The 25,333-nt window shown below is 36.0% G+C and carries 18 protein-coding genes and 1 tRNA gene; 7 read left to right on the top strand and 12 right to left on the bottom strand.

All coding sequences use genetic code 11. The annotated features are described in order from the left end of the window. Positions 1 to 182: 182 nt before the first annotated feature. The 3 genes from rpsT to proS all read right to left on the bottom strand — a co-directional run bounded on the left by rpsT (position 183) and on the right by proS (position 2,184). The gene (gene rpsT, locus A9D35_RS15120) at positions 183 to 434 is read right to left on the bottom strand and encodes a 30S ribosomal protein S20 (protein ID WP_066224479.1); all 252 of its coding nucleotides are present in this window, start codon (positions 432 to 434) and stop codon (positions 183 to 185) included. A gap of 25 nt (positions 435 to 459) precedes the next feature. Further along, positions 460 to 531, bottom strand: a tRNA-Glu gene (locus A9D35_RS15115). 174 nt (positions 532 to 705) lie between these two features. Next, entirely contained in the window at positions 706 to 2,184 is a 1,479-nt protein-coding gene (gene proS, locus A9D35_RS15110; RefSeq protein WP_066224476.1) for a proline--tRNA ligase, read from the bottom strand. Positions 2,185 to 2,285: 101 nt separating this feature from the next. Here proS and A9D35_RS15105 point away from each other — a divergent pair, with 101 nt between their 5' ends. The 7 genes from A9D35_RS15105 to A9D35_RS15080 all read left to right on the top strand — a co-directional run bounded on the left by A9D35_RS15105 (position 2,286) and on the right by A9D35_RS15080 (position 8,952). Beyond that, a complete protein-coding gene (locus tag A9D35_RS15105) occupies positions 2,286 to 3,272 on the top strand; it encodes a hypothetical protein (RefSeq protein ID WP_218017745.1) in 987 nt (328 codons plus the stop codon). 65 nt (positions 3,273 to 3,337) lie between these two features. Continuing rightward, the gene (locus tag A9D35_RS15100; protein WP_066224469.1) at positions 3,338 to 4,813 is read left to right on the top strand and encodes an OmpP1/FadL family transporter; all 1,476 of its coding nucleotides are present in this window, start codon (positions 3,338 to 3,340) and stop codon (positions 4,811 to 4,813) included. 163 nt (positions 4,814 to 4,976) lie between these two features. Beyond that, positions 4,977 to 5,654, top strand: coding sequence for a GTP cyclohydrolase I FolE (gene folE, locus A9D35_RS15095; RefSeq protein WP_066224467.1), 678 nt, complete (start codon positions 4,977 to 4,979; stop codon positions 5,652 to 5,654). Positions 5,655 to 5,666: 12 nt separating this feature from the next. Then, on the top strand, positions 5,667 to 7,151 hold the full coding sequence (gene cysS, locus A9D35_RS15090; RefSeq protein ID WP_066224463.1) for a cysteine--tRNA ligase: 1,485 nt from the start codon (positions 5,667 to 5,669) through the stop codon (positions 7,149 to 7,151). A gap of 48 nt (positions 7,152 to 7,199) precedes the next feature. Beyond that, positions 7,200 to 7,421 (top strand): membrane protein insertion efficiency factor YidD, encoded by a 222-nt coding sequence (gene yidD, locus A9D35_RS18440; protein ID WP_083191726.1) that lies wholly within the window; start codon positions 7,200 to 7,202, stop codon positions 7,419 to 7,421. A gap of 101 nt (positions 7,422 to 7,522) precedes the next feature. Beyond that, positions 7,523 to 8,449, top strand: a complete 927-nt coding sequence (lgt, locus tag A9D35_RS15085; RefSeq protein WP_066224460.1) for a prolipoprotein diacylglyceryl transferase — start codon at positions 7,523 to 7,525, stop codon at positions 8,447 to 8,449. An 11-nt stretch (positions 8,450 to 8,460) separates the two neighbouring features. Next, complete coding sequence (locus A9D35_RS15080; protein WP_066226157.1) at positions 8,461 to 8,952, top strand: DUF192 domain-containing protein; 492 nt, start codon at positions 8,461 to 8,463, stop codon at positions 8,950 to 8,952. A gap of 108 nt (positions 8,953 to 9,060) precedes the next feature. Here the strand turns inward: A9D35_RS15080 and A9D35_RS15075 are convergent, their stop codons facing one another. The 9 genes from A9D35_RS15075 to A9D35_RS15040 all read right to left on the bottom strand — a co-directional run bounded on the left by A9D35_RS15075 (position 9,061) and on the right by A9D35_RS15040 (position 25,330). Next, positions 9,061 to 9,708, bottom strand: coding sequence for a porin family protein (locus A9D35_RS15075; protein WP_066224457.1), 648 nt, complete (start codon positions 9,706 to 9,708; stop codon positions 9,061 to 9,063). Positions 9,709 to 9,774: 66 nt separating this feature from the next. Next, positions 9,775 to 15,909, bottom strand: a complete 6,135-nt coding sequence (locus tag A9D35_RS15070; protein ID WP_083191725.1) for a M4 family metallopeptidase — start codon at positions 15,907 to 15,909, stop codon at positions 9,775 to 9,777. Positions 15,910 to 15,992: 83 nt separating this feature from the next. Next, on the bottom strand, positions 15,993 to 16,133 hold the full coding sequence (locus A9D35_RS18715; protein WP_159427069.1) for a hypothetical protein: 141 nt from the start codon (positions 16,131 to 16,133) through the stop codon (positions 15,993 to 15,995). 167 nt (positions 16,134 to 16,300) lie between these two features. Continuing rightward, on the bottom strand, positions 16,301 to 17,926 hold the full coding sequence (locus tag A9D35_RS15065; protein WP_066224452.1) for a tetratricopeptide repeat protein: 1,626 nt from the start codon (positions 17,924 to 17,926) through the stop codon (positions 16,301 to 16,303). A 256-nt stretch (positions 17,927 to 18,182) separates the two neighbouring features. Beyond that, on the bottom strand, positions 18,183 to 19,886 hold the full coding sequence (locus A9D35_RS15060; protein WP_235817909.1) for a cellulase family glycosylhydrolase: 1,704 nt from the start codon (positions 19,884 to 19,886) through the stop codon (positions 18,183 to 18,185). Between the two features lie 45 nt (positions 19,887 to 19,931). Further along, positions 19,932 to 21,392 (bottom strand): glycoside hydrolase family 30 protein, encoded by a 1,461-nt coding sequence (locus A9D35_RS15055; protein ID WP_066224446.1) that lies wholly within the window; start codon positions 21,390 to 21,392, stop codon positions 19,932 to 19,934. A gap of 2 nt (positions 21,393 to 21,394) precedes the next feature. After that, complete coding sequence (locus A9D35_RS15050; protein ID WP_066224443.1) at positions 21,395 to 22,852, bottom strand: glycoside hydrolase family 30 protein; 1,458 nt, start codon at positions 22,850 to 22,852, stop codon at positions 21,395 to 21,397. Positions 22,853 to 22,937: 85 nt separating this feature from the next. Next, positions 22,938 to 23,798, bottom strand: coding sequence for a hypothetical protein (locus tag A9D35_RS15045; protein ID WP_141675550.1), 861 nt, complete (start codon positions 23,796 to 23,798; stop codon positions 22,938 to 22,940). Between the two features lie 17 nt (positions 23,799 to 23,815). Then, entirely contained in the window at positions 23,816 to 25,330 is a 1,515-nt protein-coding gene (locus A9D35_RS15040) for a RagB/SusD family nutrient uptake outer membrane protein (RefSeq protein ID WP_066224437.1), read from the bottom strand. Positions 25,331 to 25,333 lie beyond the last annotated feature (3 nt).

The following is a 25,333-nucleotide window of genomic DNA, read 5'->3' as shown; positions in this document are numbered from 1 at the left end:
TGTAATACATGAAGAAAATTAATTTCAAAATAAATTGAACGCGTATTAACTTAGGAAGGTTAGTCAGAAAACATGTAGAACTTCTGCTCTTGACCGATGTATCCTATTGCTTTTATTACAATAAAAGCAAAAAAAAAGCTCATCAAAATTGATGAGCTTTTTAATATAGTATGTTGTTATCCTTATAACGCAGCGATATGCTTAGTTAAACCAGACTTTAAGTTTGATGCCTTATTAGCGTGAATAATATTTTTCTTCGCTAATCTATCGATCATAGAAACTACGCTAGAATATAACGCTTCTGCTTCTTCTTTTGTTTCAGCGTCACGTAATCTCTTAATAGCATTACGAGTCGTTTTATGCTGATATCTATTTCTTAAACGTTTAGCTTCGTTACTTCTAATTCTTTTTAACGATGACTTATGATTTGCCATTTGATCTTTTCTTATTAAATGATTGTAGCCCGTAGGGGAATCGAACCCCTCTTACCAGGATGAAAACCTGGCGTCCTAGCCGATAGACGAACGGGCCATTGTTTTTTTTGAGTGTGCAAATTTAAAACTTATTATTTTAATTTGCAAAACATTTTTTCAAAAAACTTTCAATGTGATTTTTGTTATTATTTATCGCATTGCGGGTGCAAATATACAACCTTTTTTGAATGTTGCAACACCTTTTTAAAGTTTTTTGAAAAAATTTTTAATTTTAATACGCTTTCGCAAATAACACCCTTCTGCTTGATGGTTTTCCACTAAACACACACACGCCTTCCTCCTCTACAGAGTCCACTGGAATACAGCGAATTGTAGCTTTAGTAAGTTCTTTTATCTTGTCTTCAGTCTCTTCAGTTCCGTCCCAATGTGCCGAGATAAATCCTCCTGTATTTTCTAAAACTTTTTTAAATTCTTCAAAGGTATCTACCAAAGTTGTGTGTTCTGCTCTATATTGTAATGCCTTTTTAAATAAGGTATCTTGAATTTCTGTCATTAATCCTTCAACAACATCTGTAAGCTCATCTAAAGCGACAACTTCCTTCGTTAAGGTGTCTCGTCTAGCCAATTCTACAGTGCCGTTCTCAAGATCTTTAGGTCCTATAGCAATTCGTAATGGCACACCTTGTAATTCATGTTGCGCAAACTTGGCTCCCGGTCTAAACGTAGTTCTGTTATCATATTTCACCGAAATATGTCTCGCTCTAAGGTCGGTCATAATAACATTAGCCATTTTAGAGACCTCTTCAAATTGCTCATCGGTTTTATATATAGGTACAATTACCACTTGATTAGGTGCCAATTTTGGAGGTAATACCAATCCGTGATCATCGCTATGCGTCATAATTAAAGCCCCCATTAAACGCGTAGACACCCCCCAAGATGTTGCCCAAACATAATCTAGCTTACCTTCTTTAGAAGTATACTTCACATCGAATGCCTTTGCAAAATTCTGGCCTAAGAAATGCGATGTACCAGCTTGTAATGCTTTCCCGTCTTGCATCAAAGCTTCAATACAATAGGTTTCGTCTGCGCCTGCAAAACGCTCGCTTGCTGTTTTTAAACCTTGAACCACAGGAATGGCCATAAAGTTTTCCACAAAAGTGGCATATACATTATTCATTAACTCTGCCTCTGCTAATGCTTCGGCCTTAGTTTCGTGAGCCGTATGTCCTTCTTGCCATAAAAATTCAGCTGTACGTAAAAATAAACGTGTTCGCATTTCCCAACGCACCACATTTGCCCATTGGTTAATAAGAAGAGGTAAATCTCTGTAAGATTGTACCCAACCTTTAAACGTATTCCAAATAATTGCTTCACTAGTTGGTCTAACCACCAACTCCTCTTCTAACTTTGCTTCTGGATCTACACGTAGTTTACCAGGCTTATCAGGATCATTTTGCAATCTGTAATGCGTAACAACGGCACACTCTTTGGCAAAGCCTTCTGCATTCTTTTCTTCTGCTTCAAATAGACTTTTAGGAACGAATAGCGGAAAGTATGCATTTTGATGACCGGTTTCTTTAAACATGCGATCTAATTCTGCTTGCATCTTTTCCCATATCGCATAACCGTATGGTTTTATAACCATACATCCTCTAACTGCCGAATTTTCAGCTAAATCTGCTTTTACTACTAATTCGTTATACCACTTGGAGTAGTCTTCTGCTCTGCTTGTAAGTTTTTTACTCATATTATTGTTTTGGCATAAATATTGCCGCTATGTTAAATACATGAAATAGTTCGGCAAAACTAACTATTTTTGTTATGTTCAACAATAAATTTAATCCCGATATGAGATATAAAGATATTATAAAACAAAATGCCCCGTTCTTTTTTGTGCTTTCTAGCTTGTTTATCCTTTCCTCTTGTGGAAGTTCTCAAGATTATGCACAACAAAACAATGATGGCATTTACGGAACGTCTAATAACGGTAGAGTTGTAGTTTACGAAGACAACGATACTGCAGATAATGTATATTATAAAAATTATTTCAGAGAAAAAACTCTTGAAATTGAAAGCTATAATGCCGAGGCAGAACAAGATTCTGTTTTTACAGATGTAGACTCTTACCAAAGTAACGCTTATACTGACACTTATAACGGCCAAAACGATTACAACGGTAATGGTGGTTGGGGACAAGAAGTTGGAAGTGTTTCTGTAACCATTTATAACGACCCATTTATGTATGGTGGATTTGGATACCCTTATTATGGCTTCGGTTGGGGCTGGGGTTGGGGTGGCGGTTTCTACCCTCCTTACTACGGTGGCTGGGGCTTTGGCTGGGGTTACCCAGGTTGGGCTTATGGTCCGGGCTGGGGCTACGGTCCAGGATGGGGCTGGGGCGGCGGCTGGGGTCATCCTGGCTATTGGAACCATGGTCGTTATAACAGATACCAAGGTAACAATATGGGCTACAGAAGAGGTCTTGCTTACAACCCAAACAACAGATACTTAAATAGTAACCGTTATAGCACATCGAATTCTAGAACAACATCTAGAGCAACTAGCAGTAGCAGATACCCTAACCTAACAAGAAATAGTAGCTCGACATCTAGAACAAATAACACGACTACAAGACGAAGCTACCAGACTAATAGAAGTTCTAGAGATTATAATACAACTAGAAACAGTAATTCTTCTAGTAGAACACAACAGTCTACAAACAGATCGTACAACAGTGGTACACGTACTTCTACACCAAGCAGAAGCTACTCTACTCCTGCCAGAACATCTGGAGGCTCAAGTGGTAGATCTGGAAGTATTTCTCGAGGTCGATAATAAATCTTATAATTCACAGAATGAATTTTAAAACGATAGTTTTTATACTAGCAGGCATCTTAACAATGCCTGCTTTTTACGCTCAAGACATTACCGATGCCGTGAGGTATTCGCAAGATAACATAGTAGGAACAGCTAGATTTAGAGCTTTAAGTGGTGCTTTTGGTGCATTAGGAGGAGATTTATCTGCCGCCAGTTTAAACCCTGCCGGATCTGCTGTGTTTAACGATACCTATATGTCGGTAACACTAACCAATATAAATACAAAAAATGAATCTCAATTCTTTGACGGATACGATTCTAATTCCGATTCATTTACAGAGTTTACTCAAATCGGGACAGCCTTTGTATTTTACAATCCGAATATAAACAGTTCGTTCCAGAAATTCACCATGGCAATTTCTTACGATAAAACTCAGGATTACAGAGAAAATTGGTTTGCACATGGCGTCAATACAAACTCTATTGACAGTTATTTTATGGCGTATGCGCAAGGGCAGCGCTTAGACGAAATATCGGCCTTGGGTAACGAATCCATTGCTCAGGCATATTCAGAAATTGGTCGGTTATATGGTTCTGGTAATCAGCAAGCCTTTTTAGGTTACGAGTCTTATATTATAGACCCCGTAGATAATACCGATGAAAACACAGAATACACATCGAACATAGCGCCGGGGCATTTCAATCAAAATTATTCCTATTCTGCTACAGGCTACAACGGAAAAATAGCCGTAAACTTTGCGACTCAAGCTAACGACAGATTATATTTAGGACTTAATTTAAATACTCATTTTATAAATTACGATCGTATTACCTATTTACAAGAGGCAAATTCTAACAGCGGTTCTATTGTTAATCATGTTGATTTCCAAAACAGATTATCTACTGTTGGTGGAGGGTTTTCTTTTCAGTTAGGAACAATTTATAAAGCTACCGATAATTTAAGAGTAGGATTCACGTATAATTCTCCAACATGGTATACCATACAAGAAGAGACCTCGCAATCTATTGCTACTATTAGAACCGAAAACGACAATACTTACAATCAAAATATAAATCCGCACGTTATTAATATTCACCCAGATTACCAATTACAAACACCTGGTAAATTATCGGGAAGTTTAGCCTATATTTTTGGAACTCATGGGTTAATTAGTTTAGATTACGCTTATAAAGATTACGGCAATACAAAGTTTAAAACTAATCTCGATTATTTTAGAGAACAAAACACCATAATTAACAATCAGCTAAAAGGGGCATCATCGTTTGCCGTAGGTGGGGAATACAGATTAAAACAACTTAGTTTTAGAGGTGGATATCGTTTTGAGGAAAGTCCGTACAAAAACGGAGAAACTCTAGGCGATTTAACAGGATATTCTGTAGGACTGGGGTATAGTTTCGGAGCCACTAAATTAGATGTTACTTTCGATCAGTCTCAACGCAATTCCGAATACCAACTATATAACGTTGGCTTAGTCGATGCAGCATCGTTAGACACCAGAAACTCAAACGTAACCTTCTCATTAAGTTTCGCTTTATAAGACGTTTATATACATTACAAAAAAACAGGTCGGTTTTTAATTAGAAACACGACCTGTTTTTTCTTTACCACCTAAACAACTATTAATTGTTTACTAATTCAAACTCAAAGAAAACGGAATTACTTATCTTTGCGGATTAAAACAGTATTATTTTTTTAGATAAATGAAATTTGATAATAATATAGAAGAGTTCGATGCATTAGGCGACGACCATATTGGAAGCTCTACAGAAACTCCAATGCGTGCCGATGCTTTTAAACTTTCGAACGAAGAGAAAATAGATATTATAAAAGACGATGTTCGCCATATTATGGAAACATTAGGACTAGATCTTACCGACGATAGTTTAAAAGGCACTCCAAATCGTGTCGCTAAAATGTTTGTGAAAGAGATTTTTGGAGGTCTAGACCCTAGTAGAAAACCAAACGCGTCTACTTTCGATAACAAATATAAGTACGGTGAAATGTTGGTTGAAAAAAACATTACGGTTTACTCTACTTGCGAGCACCATTTATTACCAATCGTAGGTCGTGCCCACGTGGCATACATCTCTAATGGTAGTGTTGTAGGTTTATCTAAAATGAATCGTATTGTTGATTATTACGCGAAACGACCACAAGTTCAAGAGCGTTTAACCATACAAATTGTAAAAGAATTACAAGCTGTATTAGGTACAGACGATGTGGCTTGTGTTATAGATGCAAAACATTTATGCGTAAACTCTAGAGGAATTAGAGATATTGAAAGCAGTACGGTAACTGCCGAATTTGGCGGAAAATTCAAGAAAAAAGAGACACGCCGGGAATTCTTAGATTACATTAAATTAGAGACGCAATTTTAAATCATCCAAATTATGCCTCAGCTATATAAGCAACAAAGTATTAAAATTTACAATTCACTTACAGGTCAAAAAGAAGCGTTTACACCTATAACCGAAGGTTATGTTGGCATGTATGTTTGCGGACCTACCGTTTACAGCAATGTACATTTAGGGAATGTAAGAACCTTTATGTCTTTTGATACTATTTTTCGCTACCTAAAACATTTGGGTTATAAAGTGCGTTATGTTCGAAATATTACAGATGCCGGACATTTAGAAAATGATGCAGATGAAGGCGAAGACCGCATTGCTAAAAAAGCACGCTTAGAGCAAATAGAACCTATGGAAGTGGTACAGCGTTATACTGTAGATTTTCATAACATACTACATAAATTCAATTTTTTACCACCAAGTATAGAACCTACGGCTACCGGGCATATTATTGAACAAATTGAATTAATAAAAACGATTATCGATAACGGTTTTGCCTACGAAGTTAATGGCTCTGTATATTTTGATGTTTTAAAATTTAATGAAACTAACGATTACGGAAAATTAAGTAAGCGAAAAGTAGAAGACTTAATTCACAACACCCGTGAATTAGACGGACAAAGCGACAAAAAAAATCCTCAAGATTTTGCACTTTGGAAAAAAGCAGAACCGCAACACATTATGCGTTGGCCTTCGCCATGGAGCGACGGTTTCCCAGGTTGGCACTTAGAATGCACCGCCATGAGCACCAAATATTTGGGCGATCATTTTGATATACATGGTGGCGGAATGGATTTAAAATTCCCTCATCACGAATGCGAAATTGCTCAGGCAGAAGCATGTAACCATCAAACACCTGTTAACTATTGGATGCATGCCAATATGTTAATTATGAATGGTAAAAAGATGGCAAAATCTACAGGAAATTATATTCTACCTGAAGAAATTTTTACGGGAGACAACAAGAACATTTCTCAAGCCTTTAGTGCTAGTGTAGCTCGTTTTTTCATGTTGCAAGCACATTACAGAAGTATTTTAGATTTTACAAATAATGGTTTATTAGCTAGCGAAAAAGGGTTTAACAGATTGATGGATGCTATTTCAGACTTAGACCATCTAAAAGTTAGTAGCACCTCATCAATTAACATTTCAGAATGGAAACAGAAATGTTACGATGCTATGAACGACGATTTCAATTCGCCAATCTTAATAGCTCATTTATTTGAAGCCGTAAAATTTATCAATCAAATTAAAGAAGGAAAAGCAACACTTTCTGAAGCAGATTTAAATCTACTTAAAGAAACCATGCAGACCTTTACTTTCGATATTCTAGGTCTTGTTCACGGATCGCAAGCAGAAACGGGAGAAGACAAATTAACTGGAGCGGTCGATTTACTCATAAAATTACGTCAGGAAGCACGAGCAAATAAAGATTTTGCACTTTCTGATAAGATTCGAGATGAACTCGCTGCGGTTGGTATTCAGCTAAACGATGGTAAGGATGGCACTACATTCTCGACAAATTAAACTCATAACACGGACAAGCATTTTTACTTGTCCGTTTTTTATATACAAATGAAGCGCTTATTAATTGCCCCATTTTTATTTCTCGTAAAGATATACCAAACCTTTATATCTCCCCTTACTCCTGCCTCGTGCAGGTACCATCCAACATGTTCGCAATACACCAAAGAAGCACTTATAAAACACGGCTTATTTAAAGGAGGTTGGCTAAGTGTAAAACGCATTTTTAGCTGTCATCCGTGGGGTGGCTCTGGTTACGATCCAGTACCCTAATAGGCCTGGTTTTATTTCTAAAATTTTAATAGTCCTTAACACCCTATTCTTTTTTAATCCTTATCCAAATGTCTATATTTACCCATTGAAAACTATATTCTATGCATTTTTTAAAATTCGATTGGAATCCTACCACAGGAATTGATATCATTGGCAATTTTCAGCTACATTTTTACAGCCTTATGTGGGTTACTGCTTTCCTTTTAGGATGGTATGTTATGAAACGTATTTACGTAAAAGAAAAAGTGTCTTTAGAGTATTTAGATCCGCTTTTTATTTATACTGTTTTGGCAACCATGATAGGAGCACGTTTAGGACATGTTATCTTTTATCAGCCAGAATTATTTAAGCAAGATTTTTTAAGTATCTTTTTACCAATACGTACAAATCCTACATTTGAATTTACAGGTTTTCAAGGTTTAGCAAGTCATGGTGCTGCTATTGGTGTTATTTTCGGTTTGTATTTATATCAGAAGAAATACCAATATAAACCATTAATGTGGATTTTAGATCGTATAGTTATTCCGGTGTCTCTAGGTGCCATTTTTATTAGAATAGGGAATTTTATAAATTCAGAAATCATAGGAAAAGTAACCACTTCCAACTTGGGCGTTCGTTTTATTCAAGACGAATATAGCAAGCGTGAAGCCATGCAATTAACAGGAATTAAAAATCCTAAAGGCGCGTATAATGCTATTGCAAACAATCCTCAGTTTCAAAATCTTTTAGATGCTGTGCCTTACAGACATGCTGCTCAATTATACGAATCGGCTTGTTATGTGTTTGTGTTTCTAATTTTATGGTATTTATATACAAAAACCAAAAAGGCAGATAACCCAGGCTTTCTATTTGGTTTCTTTTTAGTCTTACTTTGGACTATTAGATTCTTTGTAGAATTTGTTAAAGAAGCACAAGTAGACGAACGTGCCACTTGGGCATTAAACACAGGGCAATGGTTAAGTATTCCGTTTATTTTAATCGGATTCTATTTTATGTTTGTGTACAAGGGAACCTCTAAAACAGCTTAAAAATAATGGGTATGAATTTACTAAAACGCACTATATATGCTCTTGTTTTAGGATTGGCAACACTTACTTTTTCTTGTAAAGAAGAAAAAAAAGTAGACATTACACCTACCGAAATTTCATTTAGAAAAGACGGAGAGTTACAGATATTTAAGGCTAAAACAGATTCTATAATCAAAACCCTAGATATTGAAATAGCCGATACAGAATACGCCAGAGAAACAGGATTAATGTATCGCTCTACTATGAAAGATAACCGTGGCATGCTCTTTATTTTCCCGGATGAAGCACCGCGTTCGTTTTATATGAAGAATACTCAGATTCCTTTAGATATTATTTACCTCGCTACAAACAAAACCATAGTAAGCATCGGGAAAAATGCAAAACCAATGGACGAAAGTTCTGTGTTTTCTGAAAAGCCTGCCATGTATGTCCTTGAGGTGAATGGTGGCCTAGCAGATAAATGGAATTTAAAAGTTGGCGATTCTATAGCATATACGAAGTAATAAGGACACCACAATAAGCCCTTTTTAAACATAAAAAAAACAGGAGTAATTATTTCTAATTACATCCTGTTTAATTAATTAAACCCTTTGCGAATACGCTATTTACATTTAGAAAAAGTATCCTAAAGACAGTTGAAATACGCGATTAGACATTTCAATATCGTTTTCAAATACTTCTGAAATTCCTAAATAATAACGGGCATCGCAATAAAAATGACTCATGAATTGATATCCTATCCCGAAGCTAACACCGGCATCTACCGAATTAGTAAGATCGGATAAATCCATTTCATCATTATTTTCAAAACCAAAAAAATCATCTTGATATTCATTCTTAGACGCTACTAAGAACCCAATTTGTGGACCAGCCTGAAGACTTAAACCTTCAATAACAAAATACTTAAACATTACAGGAACAGTAATATAATTTAATCTCATAGTACCATCGTAAGAACTGTTGTCTACATGCTCATTTCTATAAGACGTTTCTGCTCCCATTTGACTGTACATGATTTCTGGTTGAAGTACAGCATTTTCAAAAAGCGGCAATTCTGCCATAACACCCACAGAAAATCCGGTTTTACTTGAGAAATCTAAATCATCCCCATCATAGTTAAGATTCGCAAAATTCACGCCTCCTTTCACCCCAAATTTAATTTGTTTTGTGGCTTCACTATTATCTATATCAGCTGTTGTTTGTGCATTTATGGTAAGACATACCATTAAAGCACTTAAAAAAAGCATATATTTTTTCATATTAATTTTAATTTAAAATTATAGAAAAGTAATACCCTGTACGGGTATTACTTTTTTAATCTGTTACTACTTCTTAATTATTTTAGACTTATAAGATTCGCCTCCAACACGACATTCTACAATGTATACGCCATTATTTAATTCGCTTAAATTAATTTTATTTGGCAGCATAGTATAAGACTCATTAAACACGGTTTGCCCATCTACAGAATAAACAATTACCGTAGCTTCGCCAGAAATTGCCTCTGCAAAGAAAAGATTTAAGTCGCCTGAAGTTGGATTAGGAAATACTCTAAATGGATTGGTTATTTTACTAATAATAGAACCATCAAGATACTTCGATTCAGACATTGCAGTACAACCATTACTATTGGTTACCTCTAAGGTATAATTACCTTCCCATAAAGCAAGAACCGAGTTCGAATTTGAATTTGGAATTGGACGGCCATCTAAATACCATTGGTAAGATTCAGCTACCATATTTGTTCCTAGCTTCTTATTATTGAATTTACTTATTACCGGCGTCTCGTTTCCTACGATTGAGATTGTTGTACTTAACATTTTCCCGACACCATTTTTATATACAGTTACATAGTAAGCTCCGTTTTGCGTTGCCATATATGTTGGCTCTGTAGAACCATCGAACCATAAATACGAATCGTAATCTCCTGGAAATAATGCTACTTCTGGTCCACAAACATCACCACTTAGCAATTGAGAGTCAAACGTATCAAAAACTACTGTTACTGTTTCTGAGATTTCGCAACCATTACCAAACTTAACTGTTACGGTATAATCTCCTGGCTGATTAATATAAATCCCATTGGTATGATCTCCTGTACTCCATTGGTAACTATTTGCGCTTAACTCGTTATAAATTACATTTGTTTCTGCATCTACATATAAAGTTTGACCTGCATACCCATATATTGTTGAACTATCGAATAATTTAAAATCGGTATCTAATTTTTGGTATAAATAATTACTGATTTTGTTATTCCCCTGAATTTCGTCTGCTTCTAATACAGCTTCAATATTAAATACATGAGAATCTTCTGTATTATCCAACACCAACTCCTCTTTAATTTTATATTCAACACTTTCTCCTACAGCTAGAGCAACATCTACAACTTCAGAAATATTTTTTTCTAAATTCATATAGTCCACATGCAATGTTATAGCATCTGCCGGGATAGCAACTTGACCAAGATTAGTTAATCTAATAATAACTTCTTCTCCAGATCCACAAACATCTTTTGGAGCGATTACTTCCACACTTACATCTGTTAAAAGTGATGATCCTACTTTAAAGTCATCTACTATAGCATAAGAGTACCCGCCTGCCTTAGCATGTCTAAGTCTGAATCTTAACGAGGTTCCTTTATATTTATCAACATTTAAAACAGCTTTTTGCCATTCTCTATCTCTAGAATCCCCTTGGTTAGATACCCTCCATATTTCTGTCCAAGACGTTTCGCCTTCCATTTGAACGTCTAAGATTAGAGCATTTAAGTAATTAGACTGTAAGGCATAGTAAAATTCTAATGCAGTTGCATTGTCTGCTAACTGGTAGAACGATGTCATAACCTCTCCGTAATAGCTATCAGATTCTAATTGGTTGTAAAGCATTAATGCTTTCTCATCGCCAGTATGATCTGTTTTTGGAATAGATAAATTTAGATTTTCTGCCTGATTTAATACTTTCCAAGGGGAATTAATACCACCTTCGTTAGACACCCAACCTTGCTCTCCAAATAGAGCTCCTGTAACAAAGCCGGTGAACGGTATGTTTTGTAATTCTGGAATGTTAGAATCTACAATAAAATCGGCAGTTACTGTATTATTTGCTAATAACGTTTCACCTTCCACATTAACAGCAACTTCTATACTATAAGTACCAGCGGCTAATTCTGGAAATTCATTAACAATATATACGATAGTCTCGTTTCTTAAAATTGCTGCGTTTTTTTCCACCGAAATAAGGTCACCTATAAGATTTCCATTTTGATAAATTTGATATGTAATAGTAGTGGTATCCACAATATCGTAACCAATATTTTTAACACTCAAAAAGAAATCATGAGGAGCAGAATTACCATACATTGCACTAGCAAAACTTAAATTTTGAACCTCTAAATCTATAGCTGTGTTAGTCACTTCAATATTATCTACAGCAAAACCACTTGCAAACAAGTTGTTGTCTGTATGTACAAAAGCAAACTGTACACAAGCATTACCTGCAAATGCACTTAAATCGACATCGTACTCTTGCCAAGAGCTTATATATGGCATTTGGAACACTGTTTCCCAAGTAATACCACCGTCTACACTAACCTTTACATAACCATCGGATAGTTGAAATACATCGCCAAAAGCATCAAAAGATAAGTAAGCTTTTTCATAGTTTGATAAATCAAAAACTGGAGAAATTAGCATATCATTCGACGAGTCGCAATTACAAGCATCATCATTACTAGCCATAAACTTTGTGTGCTCCGCAATAAACCAACCTGGACTTCCTAAATCCTGACGCTCTCCATGCATCCATCCATTTGCACCATTTTTTTCGGAGGTACTCCAACCTTTATAGCCGCCTTCACCTTCAAAATCCATAATATATGGTAAGGCAGACACTTTATAATCGTCCTGCTCCCAAACATCAACGAAGAAGGTAACACTATTATTTTCTGGAGCTTCATCTACATCGGCCTGTTCTGGAAATACATTGACTAGAATTTCATATACGCCTACATCAGACAAATTAATATTAGGAGTAAAGCTATAGTTAACAGTATCTTTATAGGTTGTGAAATCTATTTGACTTGTTTCTGAATGCGAAAACACTTCTTCGCCAACACTATTTAAAATCTGAGTTGTAAACACTAATTTTTCAGTAGTTGTTGGGAAGTTGTTAGCTATACTTACATTAAGAGTTCCATTTGTATAATCTTTATCGCAGGTTCCTGCACTAAGATTCGCTTCTAAAAGATTGATATCGTAAGGTGCTTCGCCTATAATAATATTATCTACAAAGGCACCAATATATTTATCTACATCTTCATCGGTTAAAACACGAAAACGAACCATCCCTTTTTTACCTGCCAAATGGTGTAATGGTAAAACTAATGGATCTTTATTTGTCTGGTTATTAATACCAGTGTACCAAGGTCCTTCTACTAAATCATTATAATGAAAATCTACAGCGCCTTGCATATCAGGTGCGGTATGCCATGTTGTTCCTAAATCTTCTGAGTATTCTACAATCAATCCATCGGTTCCTCTAAAGAAAACCCAAACCAAATCAAACTGCATAAAAGGCGATTCTACATTGGTAAAATCTAAGATAGGAGATTGTAGCGTAAAATCTGATGATGGCTCCATGACAGCTAAATTTTCATTTATCCTAGAAGTCCACATATATTCTGATGGTATATCTCTAAATTCAAAATATGGGATTTTTTGCCAATACCATTTTTGGTTTCCTTTTAAACTTTCTGTAGTCCATCCTCCTGGAGTTTTTTCAAAAGTTTCTGTATAAGGGAATTGATTTATTTCTCCACTATACACAGCTCCCGAATTCGTATTGTTTAATTCATTGGTATCGTTCTCGTATTCTACATACGCTTCAACAGTATGTAATCCGTGTGTAGATAAGTCTATGGTTTCATCTAAATTAACTAGTAAAGATGCGCCTCCAGCTAAGTTTTCGGCTAAAGTTATGTTCTTCCAAATAGAGTCTGTTTGTTTTTCTATAAGCGCATATCCTACTTTTAAAACAGAACCTGAAGGTATTTCGGTACACCCTATATTTTCTATAGTCACCGATAAAGGAGCATTAGCAGATTGCAATTCGCCATTTGACTTTGGCAAGTTAACACTTGCTACTGCTAAGTCAAACGCTAATGGGTTTTCTGAAATAGTAAAATTTGATACAAATGATACTCCAGATGTGGAATCGAAGGTCTCAACAGGCTCGGTATCTATTTTCACCTCTACATAATTAATAACGGTAGGGTTTTCAAAAAACTCTAAATTATCTGCAATCGTTAACACACCTTCTTCACCTATGGCTAAATCTTTTTCAAGGCTAAGCATATCGGCATTAGTATAAACCTCGTAATAACGTCCTCTTACAAGTATTAACACTCTAAGTTTATAATGCAAAGGCTCGTCTGCTTTTAAAGTACTAGTCCCTGTATTTCTTATTGTAACTTTAAACGGTTCTGTTCCTGTTAGCGAACCACATGCTGCCACAGGATCTTCTACCGAAGTAATCGCGATTTGTTTTTCGCTATATGCAGATCCTACTCCAACGGCATACCACGCATTGGTAACTTGTTTATATTCTTCGGAAACTAAACCGAATAAATCTTCTGTAGCCATTAAAGTGGCCTGACGCATATCTGAGAAGTTAGAAGCAGGCGACAAATACTCTGTTAAAGTAGTATACGCAATTCGCTCTGCCTTTTCTAGCCCAATAGCAGAAATATTATACGCATTATTATTATCGTTAACACCTTCGCCACCAACGCTTAAAAGATAAAACCAATAATTTGATACGCCACTGTTAAAATGTACGCCTCCATAATCGTAAGAAGATGTTGGATTTACCCAATATTCTCCACCATAAGTATCTGGCTGGCCTTCTGCCTTAGGATCTTTCATATTTCTCATAGAACCATGTGCATACAGTTCATCTCCTAATAACCAAATATCTTCTTCAGAATCCTTTCCTACATAAAACTCTACAGCAACTCCAAGCATATCGCTAAACGATTCATTTAAAGCTCCTGATTCTCCTTGATATATTAAATTAGCTGAAAACTGAGTTACCGCATGCGTTAATTCGTGAGCCGTAATTCCTAATCCCACATAAGGGGCATTGTCTCCATCTCCAAACTGAGCCCATCCTCCTGTCCAAGAGGCATTGTTTACATTTTCACCTAAATGAGCTAAACCAAAAACAACCATTCCATTATCATCGACACTATTTCTGTCAAATTTATCGGTATAATAATCTATAGTTTTTTGCATACCCCAGTGGATATCGATAGCCGATTCATCTCGGTTCTCGTTATGCAAATCATTCCAAATATTATCTTCATCAATAAAATCTGAAATAACCTCATCGCTAGGAAAACTAGCATGATTCATGTTTAAAGTATACACAGGGACTTGAAATTTACCTTGTAAGGCCTCTAACCTAAACCCATCTTCGTATTGTTCTGTATTAAAAGTAACTTCTCCAGAATATCTTCCCTTTCCTTCACCATGTCCTTGAGTATCTCGCTGTAAATCGATAGTTAAAATAATTTTTGACGTATTGGCGTCTACATATATAACTTGACTTGACTGTGGATTTGTAGCGTAAACATTAAATTTCCATGCTAAATGAAACGTTTTAAGTTGGCTAGAGAAATTAGGACCAACATACACCAATTCTCCCGTTGGTTTTTCGCTGATGTTTTTATGAACTAAACTTGATAATTTTTCAGATTGCCATAAATATTCCTTTGCATTCACTTTATTTAAAGCAACATCAAGGGCACGTTCTGCATTAACTTGATAATTACTAGAAATAGTAAGTTTGTCAGCAATAAAACCAAAAGCTTCTATTTTATCCTGACTTTCCTTTACTTTATAAACAGCACCTTCTACAGGCACATTATTATGGCGTTGTTGGTAAGTTGCCAGAACACGACCATATTTGGTAGAAGTCGATCTCAACTCCATATTGTCGGCCTCCTTTAAAGTAAAAGCTTCTTTTTTAGCAACAAATAAATTCCTTGCTGTAACATTAGCAGTTTTAGCAAATGTCTTCACTTTTGTTTTTGTAGAATCTTGAGTCGTATTAGTATAATAATTAGAATCATTTTGTGCTAACTGCATAGTCTGCTCGGCTATCGAACTAATTAAACGCCCTTCTTCCTCCGAAATTTGCTTTGCATGTGCAGGCACACTTGGCTCTGTAAGTAACATACTTGGGTTAAATCCAGAATTGGCATTAGCAGAAGCCAATGTTTTTGCTCCCTTAGTTGTCGTTGCACTATTTTTTTGTGAAGGGGAGACTGGTGCTGTAACAGCTGTACTCACATTCGTTTTTTGTTTAATTTGAAAAGGAGACTGTGCCATTCCCGTGACAGAAATAAGACATCCTAGTACAAACCACAAAGACTTCAGTTTACTGTAATCGTGTTTCATTGTAGAAATTAATTAAGTTAATATATAAGATTGGTAACAGTGATTTCGATAAATACCATGCGAATAAATCAATGACAAACTAGTCATCCTTTTTTGGAATGTTTCGTTTGTTCGGCTTTAAGCTTGTCTACAATTTTAATTAGTGCACTCTTTTTAATTTGTGCACGATCTAACAATTGTTCTACGTTTAAAGTTTCCTGTTTGTTTTTTTTTGATTTGTTCAAAACAGCTATTTATAAAATCTGTTTACGAAACTAATTGAAGAGGTAGGCTTCTAAAAATATTAGACTATTGTAAAAACACTTACAGTAAAAAAAACACCCTTTTTTTACCACTCATAAATAGATAATTGATTGACACAAAACCAATTAACAACAAGAGCTAATTTTAATTAATTTGAAGCGAAGCTATTTAAATAGGTAGATAAATTTACTTTTCCGTTGGTTAAATCCAACTTTTTACGAAGTCTTGTACGGGCATTTTCAACCGATTTAAAGGATTGCCCGGTAATTTGAGAAATTTCTTTTGTCGTTAAATCGAGATATAAAAGGGCACATAAACGGCGATCTTTTGGCGTTAAATCTGGATGATATTTAGAGAGGTCGTCGTAAAACGATTGATGGACTTGCTCGAAACTAACTTCAAATTCTTGCCAAATATCAGAATTCATATCTTTTTGTAAGCGTTTTAAGATAAAGTCAATGGCTTGTTGTGTTTCTTTTTTAACGGCCTTTAATTTAATTTGCTTTAAATCGTTTAAAATATCATTAATAACATCTGTACGATGAATCTCGGTCATAGCTTTCCCTATAAGCACTTTATTTTTAGTCTCTAAACTCTGTTGTAATTCTTGCTGACGTCTTTGTAAGCGTTCTTGTTCTAAAGCAATTTTTATGTTCTTATTTCTAATTTTAATTAAAGAAATTACGAGGATTAAAATACCAACAATTAAAATTAACCCATAAGAATAAAGCGTTAAACGCTTCTTTTCCTCTACTAAATCCTTAATTTTAATGCGGTTGTTATATTCTTCTTCTAACTTTACCCGTTCTAGATTTACCGCCTTTTCTTCAATATTTATGGTATCGCTAATGGTTTTATACTGCTGAAAATAATGAACCGCATGCTTATAATCTTCTAATTGAATATAAGATTCATAAAGCACCTTGTTTAAGTCCTGATTTACAAAACTGTTCGGATAATGCTTACTTAATTCTAATCCTTGTTGCGCCCAAGTAATCGCTTTTTGATAATGTTTATTTGAGAGGTTGTATTTAGCAAGCGACTGATTAATAAAAATAGTTAAGTCCTGATCTAAGTTTTCTGTACCCAACATATTTTTAGACACATTAAAAAAGCGATTCGCGCTCATCGTATCTTGCTTTAAACTATACGCTCTACCTAAATTTGTAGTGATATACCCTTGTAATTTTTTATTCTGAATCTTGTTATTTATTGCAATGGCTTTTTTATAATAATAAATCGCAGAATCTTTATCCTTTTTCAAGAATAAGGTTCCCATATTATTTAATATTCTAACCAATGCTAAAGAATCTTTTTGTTCCTTTTGATAGACATATGCTTTATTAAAATATTGAAAGGCTTCTTTATGATTCTTACCTTGAGCATACAGAATGGCTAAATTTATTTCCACATCGGTTAGTTTATCTTTCGCTCCTAGCTCTTTATAAATATCGTATGCTTCCAAATAGTAATCTAAGCCAATATCGTAAGCATCTTTAGCGCTGTATATTCGTCCCGCAGTTTCATAAACCGAAGCTAAATCTTCTCCTTTTTTTGAAATTTTCAACGCTTCGTTTTCTCCTAACTCTAAATAGTGTAGCGCTCTATCCCAATCTGTACTTTGCAAAGTCGATGCTATTTTGTTACATAAAGCTACTTTTTTAGAAGGCTCTTTTACAACATTTAAGCTATCTATTAAAGATTCAGGCGAAGTTTGAGCCGCTATAAAATTGCAGGTAAAAATTAGAAAAAAACAGTATAGAAATCTCAGCATAATTTTTAATATGCTTTAAAAATAATTAATTACTAAATAAAACCTGCACTATAAATCTAGAATTTACAGACACTCCGGGTAGCCATTTTAATACTATAACCATTTAGCACATGGAGTGCATAATGGCTTAACAGATAAATGGAATTTAAAAGTTGGCGATTCTATTGCATTTTCCAAATAAAATGAAACCCCGTAGACTTTCATCTCGAGGCTTCTGCTATTAGAAAAAATGGATATAAATATTTACAAATCTGACTTATTTAATTTCTAGGTAATTCAAATTAAAATCGCCCTTATCAAAAACTACCTTAATCTTTTGAGCGCCTTCTTGTAGATTTACATTAGACATTTCAATGGTTTTCCATGAATTTAATCCGCCTGTATTTGGAACACTGACGGCCTTTGAACGCGTATTTGCTTCCGTTTCTAGATGAAGGATTCCGTTAGAATTTTCACTTGCTACACGTGCATGCACACTATAATGCCCTGCTTTTTTTACATAAACTGTAAAAACCAACCATTCGCCATCTTTGATGTCGGTTACAGAAAATCCGTTAGTATGTTTATCTGAACACGCCTGAAGGTCTACCCCGTCATTACGCATTACGTGTCCTGTATTCCATGGCGTGCGTTCTTTTCCCGTAGCCACGTGGTAATTAATGAAATCGGTATCGAAATACGCGTAGTTATGTTGCCCTAAATCGTAAGCCGATGCAATTATTTTACCTGGCAATTCGTGGTTGGCATACGGCAAGGTTTGTTTAGTGTACACCTGCCTAAACATGGCATCTATAACATCTTTATTGATGCTTAAGTTTTCCATTTTGTAGTTTTCGGCAATTTGCATTAAGGTGGTTTTAGCAGCTTCAATCGACTGTTTTTCGCCGCCATCTTTCCAATAATTTAGCAAAGCCTTATAATCTTCGGTTATGTTTACTGAAGTTACACCTGCCGTATTCGCGATCTTTTTCATAGGCCAAAATGCCCAACCTATGTTATGCGATTCCACCAAAGCAATTGCATCGGTAAACCAAACGTTAGAATTCTCGCCGCTTTCTCCTAACCAAATAGGCACGTTTAACATCTCGCGGTAATCTAAAAATTGCTGAACGGAAGCTGTGTCATTATAATTCCAATATTTATGAAAACTCAACCCCATATTATCATCCCAAAGCGGAAACACCCCGCTATAATTATTCCCCCAGCAATTGCCTTCTATAAAAATTAAGTGATTTTTATCTACGTCCCGAATGGCTTTTGTTACCGAAACCATTAAATCTTTTAGCGGCCCATTTTGCTTTTCGTCGCAACCATTTTTATTAGTTCCTGTAAAATTCCAATTGGGTTCGTTTATAATATCATAAGCGCCAATCCAAGGATGATCTTTATAGCGTTCGGCTATTTTTTTCCAAAAAGCAATCATTTTTTTCTGATTTGCGTCGCTTTCCCATAAAGACGGTTTACTTTCATCGTAATCTGAAATAGCAGCGTCCTTGCCTTGACCGCCTGGTGCAGCATGTAAATCTAGAATGAGATAGATATTTTTAGCTTCACACCATTTTAAAACATCGTCGGTCATTTTAAAACCTTTTTCTAACCAAGTAATGTCTCCGTTTTTTTCATCTTCAATCGCTGGGGTATACAAATTGTAATGCATAGGTAAACGCACCGAATTAAAACCCCAAGCGGCGAGCGAGTCGATATCGCGTTTGGTAATGCCGTTTTTTAGATAGGCCTCATAAAATTCTGCCGTATTTTCTTTTCCTATAACGTCTTCAATCTTCTGTTTAATAACGTGCTGCGGACTAGCAAAAGGCTGCGTTTTTAGCATATAACCTTCTTGAACCATCCAACCACCAAGTCCTAAACCGCGCAGCAACACATTTTTACCCCCACCATCTACAATACGTTGGCCATCGCGGTGCAAAAATCCTTGCCCGAAGACATTTGTTAAGCACAAAACTGAAAGTATAAAAAAGATTTTCCTCATTATATTATCCACGATTTATTTCCAGACATAAGTTGCTACAGCACCACCATCTAAGAAACTTGTTACCCATTTCCCGTTGACTTTAATGTTGAAAAATTCAGCCTTTTCACTATCGTTTACTACGATTAAAACCTGTTTACCTTCAGGAGTAAGAAAGGCAACATTTTGAAGATTTCCTGCAATATTGCTCGCTATACGTTTTGATCCTGAAGGCACAAATTTTGAGGCATGCCCCACAATATAATACCCTACATTTCGTGTAATATTTCCTGAATTACTTATAGTTAAACCGCCCTTGCAAGTGGTACAACCCCCATCTGTATGCGGACCAAAATCGCTATTATTAGCTAAATTCCATTCTAAAGCATTACGGCTCCAATTTCTAGTCGCCCCTATAATTACATTTTTTAAATGCCATTTTAAATCGCCGGAAAAACTCCCGTCTGAAGAGGTGTATTGCTCTGTGAAATACAAGTTTTTATTCGGGAATGCATTCTTTACCGTAGATAAGGCACTGATATCTCCATTATACAAATGAAAGGCTGAGCCGTCGATGTATGTATTGGCATCGGCATCATTTAAAACTGTAATGGGATACTGCGGATTGTCGCAATTATGGTCCCAAATAATAATTTTTGTTTGAATTCCAGCCGTTTCAAACACGGGTCCCAAATTATTTTTTATGAATTCAGCTTGATCGGTCGCGGGCATATATAAACTGGGATTATTTCCATCGTGCAAGGGTTCGTTTTGAATGGTAATCGCATCAATAGTAATGCCTTCTGCCTGCATCTGCTCAATATATTTTACAAAATATTGGGCGTAAACCCCATAATATTTTTTCTGTAATTCGCCACCTATAAAACTTCCATTATCTTTCATCCAAACAGGTGGCGACCATGGCGAACCTAATATTTTAATGTTCGGATTTATTTTTAAGATGTCTTTTAAAACAGCAATAACTCCAGCTCGATCAGGTTCTAAACTAAACTGTTCTAAGTTTACATCGGTTTCTCCTTCAGCTAAATCATTATAAGTGAAAGGTGCTGCATTTAAATCGGAAGCCCCAATACTAACACGCAGATAATTTATAGAAATAGACGATTCTGAAGTTCCAAATAACTCCTGAAGCAAAGCTTCTTTTTTTGAATCATCTAAAGAATTAATAACCTCGGCGCTTCCTCCTGTTAAAGTAAAACCAAAACCATCAATATCTTGAAAAGCCTCACTTGGTTTTACCTCAATAGTGGGATAATTATTTTCTGAAGTTCCAAAACTCAAAACATCGGTTTGCTTTTCTAACAATTTACTTTTATTTCCAGTTGTTAACCAAAAATCGACATCGTTTGTTTGAACTGGAGGTACAATGTCATCGTCTGTAATATCATCTGAAGATGTGCCAGACGATGAGCATCCTACCTGTAACAAAACAAACAAAACAAATAAACACGGATATAATTGCATTTTAAATTTCATTTTTAATAAATCAAGGTTTGAATGGCACGAGCCGGAATGGTTACTTTAGTCTGTTTTTCTGAAACTATTAAATTATAATTTACAAGTTCATCAGACTTGTTCATCACCACCGTTACTAGTTCGCCATTTGTATTCTGAAATGTTGTACTTATAATGTTACTTCTACTTACTGCAGTGCTAATCCGTTTTGCTTTCAACCTAATAAACTTTGAAAAATGCCCTATGTAATAGTAAGAAGGTGTGTATATAAGTTCACCCGTCGTCGTATCGGCATGTATTGGTGCAAAACAAAAGTTTCCAACATGGTTTGGTCCTCCGTTTTGGTCTAATAAAATATTCCAATCGGTCCAACCTACGGTGCCGTTGTTAAAATCGTGTATCATAGATGCACCATAGCGCTCTGCATTTGGCCAATATTGATATTTCGCAGCATCAAATTTTTCGTTACATCCTTCGGTAAACATTAATTTTTTATCAGGATAGGCCTCATTCACTTTACCAACGTTATTATACATAGGCTCGCCTCCTGCCCAAGTTTCATACCAATGAAATCCTAAACCCCATACATATTTTGCGGCTTCAGGATCGGAATAAATTACATTCGCACGTTGGTTCATAAGATCTCTGTTATGATCCCAAACAATAATGTTTTTATCACCCAAACCTTCCTTTTCTAAAGTTGGTCCTAAATAATTTTTAACAAAATCGCGTTCCTCTTCTGCCGTATACAAACAAGATTCCCATGTTTGAGTCGCCATAGGTTCGTTTTGAACCGATAAACCCCAAATGGGCATGCCTTCTGCTTCGTAAGCTTTTATAAATTTAGCGTAGTAACTTGCCCAAGACTGGTAAAATTCTGGCAATAACTTCCCTCCTTTTAGCATACTTTTATTACTTTTCATAAAGGCAGGCGGACTCCAAGGCGACACGTATAACATTAAGGTTCCACCAGCAACTTGTGTAGCACGTTTTATCATGGGGATGCGCAATTTTTTATCCTGATCGATAGAAAAGGTTTTTAAATCGGCATCACCGTCTTCGATATAGGTATGACTTCCACTCCCAAAATCTGAACTATGGATTGTGGTTCTTAATAAAGTATATCCAATACCTTTATCTTTATCGTAGTAAGCATTTAATAATTCTTCTTGTTTTGCTTTGCTTAAGGTTGCGAAGACTTCTGCACTTGCATCGGTAATAGCGCCTCCTATACCTATAAATTCTTGAAACTTCTTATTAGGTTCTACAAAAACCGAAATCTCCGTTTCTACCGGTTGTACGGCCTTAGTAAATGTTAAACTCTTAGATTTACTAAGACGCATCGAAGAGTCCTCTGCAGTAGTATATACTGTAATACTCTGGGCTTTCACGCCTGGTAATTCTTGTTTTGATTGCTGAGCAAAAACCACAGACGAAAACAAAAACACAAGCCTAGAAAGTTGATTAAATATAATTTTCATAATTTATTTTTTATCGTTTTATCCTGTTTATTATACCCCATTACCACTTGGGCAATGGGATATTAAAACACAGACTAACACACAATTAGTTTACTCCTCGAACTTCCACGTTTGTCATCGATATCCCTGTTGCTCCAACATCGGCACCTCCACATCTCACCACAAGATATACAGTTCCTGCTTCATCAAACCGAACGATATTTCCTGATCCAACACAGCCCACAAGCGATAATTTACCTTCGAAAGGTGCTGTAGCACAACCATCCCAGGTGCTTAATCCCATACGACGACCATCGGCATTATATTCTTGCCCTTGAACAGGTGGAGTTTTAGATAGGTATACTTCAAACCAAGTATCAGTAGATCCGCTTCCCCATACTTTCATATCTATTTTATAGTCTTTATTTGCCTGAATATCTATGGCTTGATAAATTCCTTGCTGTGCCCAACCCGAAGCATTTATGGTGGCGCTTCCTTCATTAAACGTCCAAGCAGCTCCAGAATCGCTAATATTTAAAATGGTCCATTTAGAATAATCTTCTTCAGATGTAAATCGGCCTCCTACGATGAGATTCCCTGCTACCGGATCTGATGTTTCTACCACAATCTCCTCGATAGCTTCTTTTGTTGCACCTCCTCTACTCACGGCAATATGTCTTACAGGATATACGCCTGCATCTGGTAAGGATACTTCTAAAACAGATTTTCCATAATAATCTACACCATCTACACTCCAATGCGAGGTTATAATATCGTTTGCCCCCTCTAATAGATACGTATTTATTTTACCCTCTACAGGTGTAACCGTAAATGTAGCATCCACATTAGTATCTGTTAATCCGTTACCCTCACCTACCTCATCTGGCTGACAACTTACAGCTACTAGAGCGCCTACCATACAAATACTTAGGATTATATATCTTTTCAAATTGATTTTAAACTTCATTTGATTACGTTTTAAGATTAATAATTTGGATTTTGAACAATTGCCGTGTTTTCTAATTCACGTAAAGGAATTGGCAAAATTTCGTTTTTCCCTGCAGTAAACCCTCTATCGCCTAAAACATTAGCAGCATTTCCTGTACGTACTAAATCGAACCAACGATGTCCTTCGCCTGCTAACTCTATACGGCGTTCTTTGGCAATTGCCTGCAATGACACTGGTGTAGACGGAAGACTTACACGAGCACGAACAGCATCTAATAAAGCTTGAGCTCTAGCCCCTGTTCCGCCTAAAGCTTCGGCTTCCATTAAATAGGAATCTGCCAAACGTAAGGCATACATATTTTGTTTATAGTTTAATGCCGTTGCGCCACCACCAGTAGAAGTATCTGAATTTAAAGGCATAAATTTCTTTAAGAAATACCCAGTATCTTGATAGTTTGGAGCCCAATCTGCAAGACCTGCCGCTTTTAATGCTTTCATATCTAAAATAGTGGCATCAAACCTAGGGTCTCCTTTCATGGTATCGTACAAATTCTGTGTAACGGTATTAAAACTCCAACCAGACACATAATCTGGTGCTGACGAACCATCTGGTCTAGAGTATCCTCTTGGTCCCACCATAATGTTTACAGTATTACCCTCGTCGTTACCTGCTCCCCACCAGCCCCAATCGGCATTACTTTTATCGGTATGGGCAATTTCGATAATGGATTCTGAATTATACTTATTGCTTACCACCCACAAATCTGAATAGTTATCAAGTAATTTATAGCCGTAAGCACTCATCTCTCCCGGTGTTCCGTTAACGTCTGCTAATTGTGTCGCTGCTTCACTATTTTTACCTTGGTATAAATACACTTTTCCTAACAAGGCCTTTACAGCACCTTGACTAAAACGAGCTGCCTCGTCGGCTAAATTTGTTATTTGCATTGGTAAACCTGGTAAAGCCTCTGTAAGATCGGCTTCTATTTGTTGGTAAACTTCACTTGGTGTAGCTTGTAATACATTGTAAATATCTGCTGTAGGAATTGGCTCTAGAATTAATGGAATATTCCCGAACATTCTTACCAATTCAAAATAGTAATACCCTCTTAATGCTTTTGTTTCCGCAATAAAACGCGCCTTTACATCATCGTCCATTGGCACGTCTGGAAGCTTTTGCAATAGCACATTGGCTCTAAAAATTCCAGCATAATAATCATTCCAATAACTCCCAGGAATTGTTGTTTGATCTATAGAATAATCATCGAAAGCATGGATTCCAGCACCATCGGTTGCTCCTCCTCCTGCGGCGAAGAAATCGTCTGATCCCGCATTAAAAAATGTTACCATATTTTCAAATCCTCTTGAAAATTTACCGATAACATCGTAAACGGCTACTAACCCAGAATAGGCCTGATCTTCATTTTTATAATAATTGTCTTCTAAAGGCGTTCCTTTAGGTTCGACTTCTAAAAATTCTTCGCTACAAGACACTCCTAATACGAGAAGCATGCAAACGGTTAGTCTTAAAATAATATTTTGTCGTTTCATAAT

The organism is Formosa haliotis, from assembly GCF_001685485.1.
GTDB lineage: Bacteria > Bacteroidota > Bacteroidia > Flavobacteriales > Flavobacteriaceae > Formosa > Formosa haliotis.
The sequence above is the reverse complement of the archived record's forward strand: the minus strand, read 5'-3'. Positions and strand labels throughout refer to the sequence as shown.